This window comes from Streptomyces sp. NPDC028991, from assembly GCF_055564775.1.
This window is the reverse complement of record NZ_JBVHVP010000047.1, coordinates 1-16,007: the sequence shown is the minus strand read 5'-3', so window position 1 is coordinate 16,007 and position 16,007 is coordinate 1. Positions and strand designations below refer to the sequence as shown.

The following is a 16,007-nucleotide window of genomic DNA, read 5'->3' as shown; positions in this document are numbered from 1 at the left end:
TTGGCGGAGCTGTTGGCTCCGGTGGTGGCCCGGTCGTGTGAGGTGCCGTTCTATTCGACGGTGGTGGGGGAGGCCGTCGACACGGCCGTTTTGGACGGTTCGTATTGGTACCGGAATCTGCGGGGGGCGGTGGAGTTCGAGGCGGCGACGCGTGCGTTGCTGGCGGATGGTTTCCGGGTGTTCGTGGAGGTGAGTGCGCATCCGGTGGTGGTGACCGGGGTGCAGGAGACCATCGAGGACGCGGGTGTGCGGGCGGGTGTGGTGGGGACGCTGCGCCGTGACGAGGGCGGGCTGGAGCGGTTCGCTCTGTCGCTGGGCGAGGCGTGGGCGCTGGGCGCCGGCGTCGACTGGGACACGTACTACGAAGGCGTCCGGCCCCACCGCGTCGACCTCCCCACCTACCCCTTCCAACGGCAGCACTACTGGCCGCGCTTCGCCGACCTCGGAGGCGACGTGACCTCCGCAGGCCTCGACTCGCCCGACCATCCGCTGCTCGGCGCCGCCGTCGAACTCGCCGGCGGGGACGGCCTCGTGGCCACCGCACGCTGGTCGCTGCGCACCCACCCCTGGCTGGCCGACCACGCCGTGTCCGGCACCGTGATCGTGCCCGGCACCGCGCTCGTGGAGTCCGTGATCCGCGCCGGTGACGCACTGGGCTGCGGCCAGGTCGACGAACTCACCCTCCAGGCGCCCGTCGTCCTGCAAGAGCGCGGAGAGGTCCAGGTACAGATCGCGGTCGGCGAGCCCGACGCGTCCGGGCACCGCCCCGTCGGCGTCCACACCCGCTCCACCGGACCCGACGGCGGCACCGAGGAGCTGTGGACGCTCCGCGCCCAGGGAAGCCTCACCGAGCCCGGCGGGCCGGCCGTGGAGCGGCCCGAGGACTTCACCGTCTGGCCTCCCCGGGGCGCCACGACCGTCGCCGCCGAGGGCTTCTACGACCTCCTCGCGGGCCGCGGGTACGAGTTCGGTCCCGTCTTCCAGGGGGTGCGCGCCACCTGGAGCCGCGGCGACGACGTGTTCGCCGAGGTCGTCCTGCCCGAGCAGGTCCGCGGCGACGCCGGACGCTTCGGCATCCACCCCGCGCTCCTCGACGCCGCCCTGCACGCCGCCAACCTCACGTCCGGCGGCGACCGCACCGTCGTGCCGTTCGCCTGGTCCGGGGTGTCGCTGCACGCGACCGGCGCCACCGCGCTGCGCGTGCGGATCTCCCCGGCAGGACCGGACACGATCACCGTCCACATGACCGACCCGACGGGGGCACCGGTCGCCGTCATCGAGTCGCTGGCCGTCCGCGAGGTCGCCGCCGAGACCCTCGACCCGTCCGCGCGCGCCGCCCGCGACTGGCTGTTCCGGCTCGACTGGACCCCCGTCACCCCGCCGGCCACGGTGCCCGCCGCCACCGGCTGGACCGTCCTCGGCACGCCGCCCGCCCCGGCCACCGCCCCCGACGGCAGCGGCACCCCGCTGCCCGCCGTCGCCACCCCCGCCGAGCTGACCGAGCACACCGACGACACCGACGACACCGACGACACCGGGCGGCTCCCCGGCGCCGTCCTGCTGTTCGCCGACGGGCCGCGAGCGCGGGACGCGCGGGACGTGCCCGACGCCGTCCTCGACGACGTGCTCGCCGCCCTCCAGGGCTGGCTCGCCGACGACCGCACCGACGGCACCCCGCTGGTCGTCCTCACCCGCGGCGCCGTCGCCACCGGACCCGGCGACCCCGCCCACGACCTGCCCGGCGCCGCCGTGTGGGGTCTGGTGCGCTCCGCCCAGTCCCAGCACCCCGGCCGCCTCGTCCTCGTCGACCTCGACGTCCACGACGACTCCTGGCAGGCCCTGCCCGCCGCGCTCGCCACCGGCGAACCGCAGCTGGCGATCCGTCAGGGCGAGGTGTACGCGCCCCGCCTGGCCCGGCCCCGCACCGGCGACGTGCTCACCGTGCCGACCGGTGCCGGCGCATGGCGGCTGGACATCCCGGAGAAGGGCTCCGTCGACAAGCTGGACCTCGTCGCCTGCCCCGAGGCGACCGAGGCCCCCGCCGCCGGGCACCTGCTGATCGAGGTGCGCGCCGCCGGACTCAACTTCCGCGACGTGCTCAACACCCTGGGCATGTACCCCGGCCCGGCCGTACTCCTGGGCGCCGAGGCCGCCGGTGTGGTAACCGCCGTCGGCGACGGCGTCACCGACTTCGCCCCCGGCGACCGCGTCATGGGCCTGGTCACGGGCGGCTTCGCCACCCACGCCGTGGCCGACGCCCGCATGGTCGCCCCCGTACCCGACGGCTGGACCTGGGCGCAGGCGGCCTCCGTCCCCGTCGCCTTCCTCACCGCCTACTACGGCCTGCGCGACCTCGCCCGCCTGGAGGCGGGGGAGTCCGTGCTCGTGCACGCCGCGGCCGGCGGCGTCGGCATGGCCGCCGTCCAGCTCGCCCGCCACTGGGGCGCCGAGGTCTACGGCACGGCCGGCGAGCACAAGCGCGCCCTGCTGCGCGCCGACGGCTGGGACGACGCCCACCTCGCCTCGTCGCGGACCCTCGGCTTCGAGGACCGCTTCCGGGCCACCAGCGGCGGACGCGGCGTCGACGTCGTCCTCAACTCCCTGGCCGGCGAATTCGTCGACGCCTCGCTGCGGCTCCTCGCTCCCGGCGGGCGCCTGGTCGAGATGGGCAAGACCGACGTCCGCGACCCCGAGCAGGTCGTCCGCGACCACCCGGACGCCGCCCTCTACCAGGCGTACGAACTGCGCGAGGCGGGCGAGGACCGCATCCGGGAGATGTTCCGCGACCTGACCGGCCTGTTCGCCTCCGGCGCCCTGCGCCCGCTGCCCACCGTCACCTGGGACGTGCGCCACTCCCGCGAGGCCTTCCGCCACATGGCGCAGGCCAAGCACTACGGCAAGATCGTCCTCACCCTGCCGCGCGCCTGGGACCCCGAGGGCACCGTACTGATCACCGGCGGCGCCGGCGTCCTCGGCGGCATCCTCGCCCGCCACCTCGTCACCCGGCACGGCATGCGGCACCTGCTCCTCACCGGACGCCGCGGCGCGGACACCCCGGGCGCCGCCGAACTCCGGACCGAACTGGAAGAACTGGGCGCCCACGTCACCCTCGCCGCCTGCGACGCCGCCGACGCCGACGCGCTCTCCCGGGTCATCGCCGCCGTACCCGCCGAACACCCGCTCACCGCGGTCGTGCACGCGGCCGGCGTCCTCGACGACGGCGTCCTGGAACACCTCACCCCCGACCGGCTGCGTACCGTCCTGGCGCCGAAGGCCGACGCCGCCCGCCACCTGGACCGCCTCACCCGCGGCCTCGACCTCGCGGACCTCGTGCTGTTCTCCGCGGGCGCCGGCGTCTTCGGCAACGCCGGGCAGGCCAACTACGCCGCCGCCAACACCTACCTCGACGCCCTCGCCCACCGGCGCCGCGCCGAGGGCCTGCCCACCACCTCGCTGTCCTGGGGCCTGTGGGCCGACGCCAGCTCCCTGACTGGCCACCTCGACGACACCGACCTCGCCCGGGTACGCCGCTCCGGCGTCCTGCCGCTGTCCGCCGCCGACGGCACGGCCCTCTTCGACGCCGCCCTCGCCGAGCAGCGCCCCCACCTCGTGCCGGTCCGCCTCGACACCGGACAGCTGCGCGCCTCCGGCGGCGACGTCCCGCACCTGCTGCGCTCCCTGTACCGGGGCCCCGCCCGGCGCACCGCCGACGCGGGCGCCACCACCGGCACCGACGGGCTGCGGACGCGCCTGGCGGGCCTGTCCGCCGACGACCGGCTCGCCGCCCTGCGCGACCTGGTCGGCACCTACGCGGCGGCCGTCCTCGGCCACGCCGACCCCGCCCAGCTCCACGCGGGCCGCGCCTTCCGCGACCTCGGCTTCGACTCGCTGACCGCCGTCGAACTCCGCAACCGGCTCAACGGCGCCACCGGACTGCGACTGCCCGCCACCCTCGTCTTCGACCACCCGACCGTCACCGAACTCGCCGCCTTCCTGGACGGCGAACTCTCCGACGCGCCCCCCGCCGCGCTGCCCGCAACCCCTGCCCCGACCCCCACCGCGCACGGCGACGACGACGTCTTCGCCATCGTCGGCATGGCCTGCCGGCTGCCCGGCGGCATCCGTTCACCCGAGGACCTCTGGCGGCTGCTCACCGACGGCACCGACGCCATCGCGCCCTTCCCCGCCGACCGGGGCTGGGACCTCGACGGCCTCTACGACGCCGTGCCCGAACACCAGGGCAGCTCCCGCACCCGCGAGGGCGGCTTCCTGCACGACGCCGCCGACTTCGACGCCGACTTCTTCGGCATCTCCCCGCGCGAGGCCCTCGCCATGGACCCGCAGCAGCGCCTCCTCCTGGAAACGTCCTGGGAGGTCTTCGAACGGGCCGGCATCGACCCCCGTTCCGTGCGCGGCAGCCGCACCGGCGTCTTCGCCGGGCTGTCCTCCAGCGACTACCTCAAGCGCGTCACCCACGTCCCCGACGAGATCGCCGGCTACGTCAACAACGGCAACGCCAACAGCATCGTCTCCGGCCGGGTGGCCTACACCCTCGGCCTGGAGGGCCCCGCCGTCACCGTCGACACGGCCTGCTCCTCCTCCCTGGTCGCCCTGCACATGGCGCTCCAGGCGCTGCGCGGCGGCGAGTGCACCATGGCACTGGCCGGCGGCGTCACCGTGATGTGCTCGCCCGAGATCATCGTGGACTTCTCCCGCCAGCGCGGCCTGGCCGCCGACGGCCGCTGCAAGCCCTTCGCCGCCGCCGCCGACGGCACCGGTTTCTCCGAGGGCGTCGGCCTGGTCCTCGTCGAACGGCTCTCCGACGCCCGCCGCAACGGCCACCGGGTCCTGGCTCTCGTCCGCGGCTCCGCGGTCAACCAGGACGGCGCGAGCAACGGGCTCAGCGCCCCCAACGGCCCCGCCCAGCAGCGCGTCATCCGGCAGGCCCTCACCGACGCGGGCGTCCGCGCCGCCGACGTCGACGCCGTCGAGGCGCACGGCACCGGCACCCGGCTCGGCGACCCCATCGAGGCCCAGGCGCTGCTCGCCACCTACGGCCGCGACCGGGACGGCGCCCACCCCCTGCTGCTCGGCTCCGTCAAGTCCAACCTCGGCCACACCCAGGCCGCCGCCGGTGTGGCGGGCGTCATCAAGACGGTGCTGGCGCTGCGGCACGGCAGGCTCCCCAAGAGCCTCCACATCGACGCGCCCACCGAGCACGTGGACTGGCGCGGCGACGGCGTCCGGCTGCTGACCGAGGCCACCGAGTGGCCCGTGCCCACCGCGCCCCGGCCGCGCCGAGCCGCCGTCTCCTCCTTCGGCATCAGCGGCACCAACGCCCACGTCATCCTGGAACAGGCCCCGGCCGACGCCCCGGCCGCCCCGGCCGCCCCCGGAACCGACGACGCGTCCGTCCCCGTGTGGGTCGCCCCGTGGGCCGGACCCGCGGAGACCGACGCCACCGCGGACGCCGATGCCACCGCGGACGCCGGCACCGCCCGCGGGACCGCGCCCCTGCCCTGGACGCTGTCCGCCCGCAGCGACGCCGCCCTGCGCGGCCAGGCCAAGGCCCTCCTCGCCCACCTGGACGCGCACCCCGGGACCGCCCCGGCCGACATCGCCCACTCCCTGGTGACCCGCCGGGCCCTCCTGGAGAAGCGGGCGGTCGTCATCGGCGCCACCCCGGGCGACTTCCGCGCCGGACTCGCCTCCCTCGCCGAGGGCAGCCCCGCCGCGTCCGTCGTCAGCGGCGGCCGGGGCGCCGGCCGCGACCGCAGGACCGTCCTGGTCTTCCCCGGCCAGGGCACCCAGTGGGACGGCATGGGCGTCGAACTCCTCGACACGTCCCCGGCCTTCGCCCAGTCCATAGCGGCCTGCGAGGCAGCCCTCGCCCCGCACGTCGACTGGTCGCTCACCGAGGTACTGCGCCGGGCCGACGGCGCCCCCACCCTCGACCGGGTCGACGTCGCCCAGCCCGCCCTGTGGGCCGTGATGGTCGCCCTCGCCGAGATGTGGCGCGCCCACGGCCTCAAGCCCGCCGCCGTCCTCGGCCACTCCCAGGGCGAGATCGCCGCGGCCGCCGTCAGCGGCGCCCTGTCCCTCGCCGACGCCGCCACGGTCGTCGCCGTCCGCAGCCTCGCCATCGCCCGCGAACTCTCCGGGCACGGCGGCATGGTGGCCGTCGCCGTCTCGCACGAACAGGCGAACGCCCTCGTCGCCGACCTGCCCGGCGTCTCCGTCGCCGCCGTCAACGGCCCCGCCTCCGTGGTCGTCTCCGGTGCCCCCGAAGGACTCGACACCCTCCTCACCCGGTGCCGGGACCAGAGTGTGCGCGCCCGCCGCGTCCCCGTCGACTACGCCTCCCACTCGGCGCACGTCGACCGGCTCGCCGAGAGCCTGCCCGCCGCCCTCGCCGGCGTCGCACCCCGCGACGGCGACATCCCGTTCTTCTCCACCGTCACCGCCGACTGGCAGCCGGGAACCGGGCTCGACGCCGCGTACTGGCACCGCAACCTGCGCGGCACCGTGCGCCTGGAGGACTCCCTGCGGACTCTCCTCGACCAGGGTCACGACGTGTTCGTGGAGTGCAGCCCGCACCCCGTGCTCACCGTCGGCATCGAGGACACCGCGGCCTCCGCCGGGGCCGACGCCGTCACCCTGGGCTCCCTGCGCCGCGACGACGGCGGCGCCGCCCGCTTCCTGACCGCCCTCGCCACCGCCCACGTGGCGGGCGTGCCCGTCGACTGGCGGCCCGCCGTCGCCCACGGCCGCCCCACCGACCTGCCGACCTACGCCTTCCAGCGCGAGCGGTACTGGCTGGAGGCGGGCGGCGACCAGGCCGACCCGGCAGGCCTCGACACCGCCGTACCGCTCGCCGACGGCGGAGTGCTCCTGAGCGGCTCCCTCTCCCTCACCACCCAGCCCTGGCTGGACGCCCACCGCACGCACGGCACCGCCGTCGTCCCGGCCACCGCCCTCCTCGACTGGGCGGTGCGCGCCGGTGACGAGACCGGCCTGCCGCACGTGGCGGAACTCGACGAGCACATTCCGGTAGCCGTCCCCGACGAGGGCCGCGTCGAGATACAGCTCACCGTTTCCGCGCACGAGGGCACGGGCGCCGACCCCGAAGGCGCCGACCCCGAAGACGCCGATGGCCGCACCTTCACCGTCCACTCGCGCGTCCTCGGCCCCGACGACGACACGGCCGGCCACACACCCTGGACCCGCAACGCGACCGGCGTCCTCGCCCCCGCCCCGCACACCGGCGCCGCCCCGGCGAAACCCGGCCCCGAGCCGTCCACCGACGCGTCCGCCGCCGTCGACATCGACATCGACGTGGCCCACCACCTCGTCCACCGCGGCGGACTCGACCTGGACGCCCCGTTCCGCACCGTACGATCCCTGCGACGCTCCGGCGACACGCTCCTCGCCGACGTCGAACTGCCCGAGAGCGCCCACGCGGACGCCACCCGCTTCCGCCTCCACCCGGCGCTCCTGCAGACCGTCGTCGCCCTCGCCGCGACCACCGAGGACGCCACCGCCCCCGTGCTGCCCGCCGCCTGGCGGAACGTCACCGTGCACGCCACCGGTGCCGCGCGGCTCCAGGTCAGCCTGACGCCCGCCGGCGAGGACACCTGGACGGCCGACGCCCACGACACCGCCGGCGCCCCCGTCCTGACCGGCACCGTCACCACGCGGCGGGCCGGCCCGGAGCGGCTCCCGGCAACCCCCGGCCCCGACACCCTGCACCGCGTCACCTGGGCCCCGCTGACCGACGGCACCTGGAGTGCCACCCCGGAACTCGACGGTCCCTGGGCGGTCCTCGGCACCCCGGGACGGCTGACCGCCGCCCTGGAGCGGTCCGGCGCCACCGTCCAGGTCCACGCCGACCTGGCCGCCCTCACCGCGGCCCTCGACAGCGGAGCGGCCGAGCCTCCCGCCCTGGTCGTGGCCGTACACGGCCCCACCGTGGGCGACGACCCGACGGCCACCGCGCACACCTCCGCGCGGCAGGCCCTCACCCTGGCCAACGACTGGCTGCGCGACCCCCGCCACACCCGTGCCCGGCTGCTCGTGGTCACCGAAGGAGCCGTCGCCACCGGCCCGGACGACACCGTCCCCGGCCTCGCCGACGCCACCGTCTGGGGCCTGCTGCGCTCCGCGCAGACCGAACACCCCGGCCGCTTCCTCCTCGCCGACCTCGACCCGGCGGCCCGCGACGAAACCACCCCGGACGGACCCGACTCACCCACCGGTACGGAATCCCGGACCCCGGACGCCTCCGCCGACGCCCTGATCAGCGCCGTGACCGCGGCGGCCCGCACCGGCGAGACCCAGTTCGCCGTCCGGTCGGGCACCGTCACCGTGCCCCGCCTGGTGCGCGCCGACCACCCCGACGGCGCCCCCCAGCCCGCCACCACCGGCCCGTGGGGCGACGGCACCGGCGCCGGCACCGTCCTGATCACCGGCGGCACCGGTGTCCTGGGCGCACACGTCGCCCGCCACCTGGTCACCCGCCACGGCGTACGGCACCTGCTGCTCACCGGCCGGCGCGGACCCGACGCCCCCGGCGCGAACGCCCTGCGCGCGGAACTCACCGCCCTCGGCGCCGAGACCGAGATCGTCGCCTGCGACGCCGCCGACCGCGACGACCTGGCCCGCGTCCTCGCCGGCGTCCCCGCCGAGCACCCCCTGACCGCGGTGGTCCACGCGGCCGGCGTCCTCGACGACGGGCTCCTGGGCGACCTCACCCCCGACCGTGTCGACCGGGTCCTGCGGCCCAAGGCCGACGCCGCCTGGCACCTGCACGAACTCACCCGCGACAGCAAACTCACCGCGTTCGTCATGTTCTCCTCCTACGCCGGAGTCGCCGGCGGCCCCGGCCAGGCCAACTACGCCGCCGCCAACGCCTTCCTGGACGCCCTCGCCCAGTACCGGCGCGCCCGCGGCCTCACGGCGCACTCCCTGGCCTGGGGCTTCTGGGAGGACCGCAGCGAACTCACCGGAGCCCTCGACGGCGCCGACCTGGCCCGCCTGGCCCGCTCCGGCATCCGGCCCCTGACCGCGGACCAGGGACTCGGCCTGCTTTCCGCGGCCACCGGCCTCGACACCGGCCAGCTCGTCCCGGTAAGCCTCGACGCCCGCGCCCTGCGCGGCGACGAGGTGCCCCCGCTGCTGCGGGCCCTCGCCCGCCCGGCCACACGGCGCACCGCCGCCACCGGCACCACGGCCCCCACCGGCACCGGAACCTCCGGCGGCGAGGGACCGGCGGACCTCCGGCGACGACTGGCCGGCCTCGCCGGTCCCCAACAGCAGGCACTGCTGCACCGCATCGTCCTCGGCCACGTCGCCGCCGTCCTCGGCCATGCGTCCGCCGAGTCCCTCGACGCCGGCCGCGGCTTCCTCGACCTCGGGATGTCCTCGCTGACCGCGGTCGAACTCCGCAACCGGCTCAACGCCGAGACCGGCCTCTCCCTGCCCACCACTCTGATCTTCGACCACCCGGAGCCGGCAGCCCTCGTACGTCACCTGCGTACCGAACTGGGCACCGACACCGGTGAGGCGCAACAGCCCGTCTTCGCCGAACTTGCCGGCCTCGAAGCCGCCGTCGGCGGCGCAGAACTCGACGACCAGGAACGCGCCCACCTGGCCAAGCGCCTGAAAGCCCTCCAGTGGGCGCTCGACTCCACCCGGGACGCCGCCGAGCGCGACGACGACTCCGACCTCGACACCTCCACGGACGACGAGATGTTCGACCTGATCGACAACGAACTGGGGCTCTCCTAACCACCCCGTCCGCCGGCGCGCCACGAGCACGCCGGCGGACGCGACCCCCGCGCCCCGATCCGGTCACCGCGTCCTTCTCGAACCCAGAGGATCCACCCCATGGCAAGCTCCGAAGACAAGCTCCGCGACTACCTCAAGAAGGTCACCGCAGACCTGCGCCGCACCCGGCAACGGCTGGAGTCTGTCGAGGCCCGGGACAACGAGCCCATCGCCGTCATCGGCATGGCCTGCCGCTTCCCCGGCGGCGTCCGCTCCCCGGAGGACCTGTGGCGCCTGGTCGCCGCCGGCACCGACGCCGTCGGCCCCCTGCCCGAGGACCGCGGCTGGGACCTGGACTCCCTCTACGACCCCGACCCGGGCACCCCCGGCAAGAGCTACGTCCGCGAGGGCGGCTTCCTGGAGGACGCCGCCGACTTCGACGCCGACCTGTTCGGGATCGCCCCCCGCGAGGCCCTCGCCATGGACCCCCAGCAGCGACTCCTGCTGGAGACCGCCTGGGAGGCCGTCGAGCGCGCCCGCATCAGCCCCGCCGCCCTCCGCAACACCGACACCGGCGTCTTCGTCGGCGGTGCCGACACCAACTACGGCTCGCTCGCCCGCTCCGCCGAGGAGACCGAGGGCCACAACCTCACCGGCGGCGCCATGAGCGTCCTGTCCGGCCGCATCTCCTACATCCTCGGCCTGGAGGGCCCGGCCGTCACCGTCGACACGGCCTGCTCCTCCTCCCTCGTCGCCCTGCACCTCGCGGTCCGCGCCCTGCGCGCCGGTGAATGCTCCCTGGCCCTCACCGGCGGCGTCGCCATGATGCCGACCACCGAACTGTTCACCGAGTTCTCCCGCCAGCGCGGACTCGCCGCCGACGGCCGCTGCAAGCCCTTCGCCGAGGCCGCCGACGGCACCTCCTGGGGCGAGGGCGTCGGCGTCCTCCTCGTGGAACGCCTCTCCGACGCCCGCCGCAACGGCCACCCGGTGCTCGCCGTGGTCCGCGGCTCCGCCGTCAACCAGGACGGCGCCAGCAGCCGCCTCACGGCCCCCAACGGCCCCTCCCAGCGGCGCGTCATCGAAGCGGCCCTCGACGACGCTCGCCTCACCGCCGACCAGGTCGACGCCGTCGAGGCACACGGCACCGGCACCACCCTGGGCGACCCCATCGAGGCCCAGGCCCTCCTCGCCACGTACGGGCGCAGCCGCCCCGACGGACGCCCGCTGCTCCTGGGCGGCATCAAGTCCAACATCGGACACGCCCAGGCCGCCGCCGGTGCGGCGGGCGTCATCAAGATGGTCATGGCGATGCGCCACGGCCTGCTGCCCGCCACCCTCCACGTGGACACCCCCACCACGCACGTCGACTGGTCCGCCGGCTCCGTCGAACTCCTCACCGAGGCCCTCGACTGGCCCGAGGCCGAGCACCCCCGCCGGGCCGGCGTGTCCGCCTTCGGCATCAGCGGCACCAACGCCCACGTCGTTCTCGAGCAGGCCGACCCCGAGACCGCCGAGAACGCCGACGCCGACGCCGATGGGGGCGACGGCACGAACGCCGGTACCGGCACCACCGGGACACCGGCCGCGACGGACCTCACCCTCACTCCCTGGGTGCTCTCCGCCCGCTCGGAGACCGCGCTGCGCGCCCAGGCCGCCCGGCTCCTGACGCACCTCCGGGCCGCCCCCGGCACGCGCCCGGCCGACATCGCCCTCTCGCTGGCCACCAGCCGCGCCGCCCTCCCGCACCGCGCGGTGGTCCTGGCCACCGACCCCACGGCCACCGAGGCGGCCCTCACCGCCCTCGCCACCGCAGACCCCCACCCCGCCGTCCTGGAGGACAGCGTCCGCGCCGGCCTCACCGCCGCCCTCTTCTCGGGGCAGGGTGCGCAGCGGCTCGGTATGGGGCGTGAGCTGTATGCGCGGTTCCCGGTGTTCGCGGAGGCGTTCGATGCCGTGTGTGCGGGCTTGGACGGGCTCTTGGAGCGTCCGCTGCGTGAGGTGGTGTGGGGCGAGGACGTCGAGTTGTTGCATCGGACGGAGTTCGCTCAGGCGGGGCTGTTCGCCGTCGAGGTGGCGTTGTTCCGTCTGGTGGAGTCGTGGGGTGTCACTCCCGACTTGGTGGCCGGGCATTCGGTCGGTGAGGTGGTGGCGGCACATGTGGCCGGGGTGTTCTCACTCGCGGATGCTTGTGTGTTGCTGGCGGCTCGTGGCCGGTTGATGGGGGAGCTTCCGGCCGGGGGTGCGATGGTGGCGGTGGAGGCTGCCGAGGCGGAGGTGCTCGAGCAGCTGGGAGCTCTTGAGGGTGTGTCGGTCGCTGCGGTCAACGGCCCGGCTTCCGTGGTGGTCTCCGGTGTGGAGGCCGCGGTGGAGGCGGTGGCGGAGGTCTTCCGTGGGCGGGGACGGCGGGTCAGTCGGCTGCGGGTTTCGCACGCGTTCCACTCGCCGTTGATGGAGCCGATGCTCGGTGCGTTCCGTGAGGTCGTGGCGGGGCTGTCGTTCGGTGAGCCGCGGGTGCCGGTGGTGTCCAATGTGAGCGGCCGGATCGCGGAGGCCGGTGAGCTGGCCGGTCCGGATTACTGGGTGCGTCATGTCCGTGAGGCCGTGCGTTTCGGCGACGGTGTGCGGGTCCTGGTGGAGCAGGGTGTGTCGCGGTTCGTGGAGCTGGGTCCGGACGGTGTGCTTTGCGGCATGGCGCGGGAGAGTGCGGGTGAGGACGCGGTCCTGGTCCCGTTGCTGCGCAAGGACCGTGACGAGGAGAGCACCGCGCTGGCCGCACTCGGCCGGCTGCACACCACCGGTCTGGCCGTCGACTGGGCCGCCGTCCTCGCCGGCACCGGCGCCCGGCTCACCGACCTGCCGACCTACGCCTTCCAACACGAGCGCTACTGGCCCGCACCCACCCCTTCGGCCGCCGAGGACGTCGAGTCGGCGGGCCTGCGGTCCGCCGGACACCCCCTGCTCAGCGCCGCCGTCGAACTCTCGGACTCCGGCGGCCTGCTGCTCACCACCCGGCTGTCGCTGCGCACCCACCCCTGGCTCGCGGAACACGTCGTCATGGGCAACGCACTGCTGCCCGGCACCGCCTTCGTCGAACTGGCGGTCAGGGCCGGCGACGAGGTCGGCTGCGACCGCGTCGAGGAACTCACCCTCGCCGCCCCCCTCGTCGTACCCCAACAGGGCGGGGCCCAGCTCCACCTCCACGTCGGCCCGGCCGACGCCGAGGGCCGCCGTACGCTCACCGCCCGGTCCCGCCCCGAGGGCGCCGAGGGCATGCCCTGGACCGAGCACGCCACCGGCGTCCTCGCCCCGGGAGAGCGCACCGCCGACTTCGACACGACGGTCTGGCCGCCGACCGACGCCGAACCCCTGGACCTCACCGGGCTCTACGAGCGGATGGCGGAGGGCGGCTACCGCTACGGCCCGCTCTTCCAGGGTCTTCACGCCGCCTGGCGGCGCGGCGACGAAGTCTTCGCCGAGGTGGCGCTGCCCGAAGGCACCGAGCGCGAGACCGCCGGTTACGGGCTGCATCCGGCGCTGCTCGACGCCTCCCTGCACATCTCCGCCCTGGGCGGCCTCGCCAGGGGCGTGGTTCCGTTCTCCTGGGAAGGAGTGTGCCTGCACGCCTCCGGCGCCCGGGCGGTACGGGTCCGGATGACCCGTACCGGCGACGAGTCCGCAACGGTCGCCGTGGTCGATCCCGCCGGCGCCCCCGTCGCCAGCGTGGAGAACCTGGTGCTGCGCGCGGTCACCGCCGGGACGGCCGCTGTCGACACCTCGACCCGTGACGCGCTCTTCCAGGTGGAGTGGGTCACCGCACCGGCCGTGGAGGACGGGGCCGGCATCGGCCCGGTCGGCGTGCTGGGCGAGACCGCGCAGCTGCCGGGTGACGGGTTCGTGGCGTTCACGGATCTGGCGGATCTGGCTGGTGCCGGTGAGGTGCCGGGGACGGTGCTGGCCGACATCGGCGCGTTCGCCGATGGTGTCGATGTGGCCGCTTCCGTGCACGGTGCTGCGGCCGGGGCACTGGGGTTGATCCGTTCCTGGCTGGCGGAGGAGCGGTTCGCCGAGTCGCGGCTGGTGTTCGTGACGTCGGGCGCCGTGGACGGCTCGGACATGGCCGGAGCGTCGGTGTGGGGCTTGGTGCGGTCGGCGGTGTCCGAGCATCCGGGCCGTTTCGGTCTGCTCGACGTGCGGGGTGGCGTGGACGCCGCGTCGGTGGTGGCTGCTGTGGCGTCGGAGGAGCCGGAGGCGGTCGTCGTTGACGGCGAGGTGCGGGTGCCGCGGCTGGCTCGTGTGGTCGCGGACGGGGATGCGGGTCCGGAGTGGGGCCGTGGTCCGGTGCTGGTGACCGGTGGTACGGGTGGTGTGGGGCGGGTTGTGGCCCGGCATCTCGTGGTGGAGCACGGGGTTCGTGAGCTGTTGCTGGTGAGTCGGCGTGGTCCGGCCGCCGCGGGGGTCGAGGAACTGGTCGCGGAGTTGTCCGAGGCCGGCGCGCGTGTGTCGGTCGAGGCCTGTGACGTCGCGGATCCGGGTGCGGTCGCGGACTTGGTCTCGCGCTGTCCGGTCAGCGCGATAGTGCATTCGGCCGGTGTCCTGGACGACGGAACCGTGGAGTCGCTGACACCCGAGCGGTTGGCAGGCGTGCTGCGGGCCAAGGTGGACGCGGCGTGGAACCTGCACGAGGCCACCAAGAACCTCGACCTGGACGCCTTCGTCCTCTTCTCCTCGATGTCCGGCGTCCTCGGCGGCCCCGGCCAGGCCAACTACGCCGCGGGCAACACCTTCCTCGACGCCCTGGCCCGCCGCCGCCGCTCGCTGGGCCTGCCCGCCACCTCCCTGGCGTGGGGCCCGTGGACCCAGGACGCCGGCATGATCGGCACCCTCTCCGACACGGACGTACGGCGCATCGCCAGGGCCGGAATGCCCGAGCTGACCCCCGAACAGGGCACTGCGCTGTTCGACGCGGCCTTGGCCTCCGGTGAGCCGAACATCCTCCCCGTACGCCTCGATCTGGCCGCACTGCGCGAGCAGGGCGACGACCCGCACCCGATGATGCGCGGTCTCGTCCGCGGGCGCAGGCGTCGTTCGGCGGCCGGTGGTTCGGCGGCGACGGCGGGTCTGGTGCAGCGCCTGGAGGGTCTGGGCACCGAGGAGCGGCGTGAGGTGCTGCTGGATCTGGTGCGCGGCCAGATCGCGGTGGTACTCGGCCACGCGGGAGCACAGACGGTCGACCCGGCCCGGGCCTTCCAGGACCTGGGCTTCGATTCGCTGACGGCGGTGGAGCTGCGCAACCGGCTCGGCAAGGCTACGGGGCTGCGGCTGCCGGCCACGGTGGTCTTCGACTACCCGACGGCCCACGCGCTGGTGGGGTACCTGCTGGACGAACTGCTCGGTGCGGCGGAGCCGGCGGCCGTGGCGCCGGTGTCGGCGTTGCCGTCGGTGACGGACGATCCGGTGGTGATCGTCGGGATGGCCTGCCGTTACCCGGGCGGGATCGCTTCGCCCGAGGATCTGTGGCGAGCCGTGTCCGAAGGAGTGGACGCGGTCTCGGAGTTCCCCGTGAACCGCGGCTGGGACATCGACACCCTCTACGACCCGGACCGTGAGGCCTCCGGTACCACCTACACCAAGGCCGGCGGCTTCCTGCACGACGCAGGTGCCTTCGATCCGGAGTTCTTCGGGATGAGTCCGCGGGAGGCGGTGGCCACGGACGCGCAGCAGCGGTTGCTGCTGGAGACGACGTGGGAGGCCGTCGAGCGTGCCGGGATCGACCCGGTGTCGCTGCGGGGCAGCCAGACCGGTGTCTTCGCCGGCGTCATGTACAACGACTACGGCAACATGCTCACCGACGAGCAGTACGAAGGCTTCCGCAGCAACGGCAGTGCGCCCAGCATCGCGTCGGGCCGGGTGTCGTACACGTTCGGGTTCGAGGGTCCGGCGGTGACGGTGGACACGGCGTGTTCGTCGTCCCTTGTCGCCATGCACTGGGCGGCGCAGGCGTTGCGTTCGGGTGAGTGCTCGCTGGCGGTGGCTGGTGGTGTGACGGTGATGTCGACGCCGACGACGTTCGTGGAGTTCTCGCGGCAGGGTGGGTTGTCGGCGGATGGTCGGTGTCGTTCGTTCGCGGATGCGGCCGATGGGGTGGGCTGGTCCGAGGGTGTGGGGGTGGTGGTGCTGGAGCGTTTGTCGGATGCGCGGCGTCGTGGTCATCGGGTGTTGGCGGTGGTGCGGGGTTCGGC

General features: G+C 74.8%; 2 protein-coding genes. Both read left to right on the top strand.

What is annotated here, in order from left to right:
• On the top strand, nt 1-9,786 hold a 9,786-nt coding region (locus tag ACZ4V1_RS35430; protein ID WP_468345153.1), incomplete at its 5' end, for an SDR family NAD(P)-dependent oxidoreductase.
• A gap of 99 nt (nt 9,787-9,885) precedes the next feature.
• On the top strand, nt 9,886-16,007 hold a 6,122-nt coding region (locus ACZ4V1_RS35425; RefSeq protein WP_468345150.1), incomplete at its 3' end, for an SDR family NAD(P)-dependent oxidoreductase.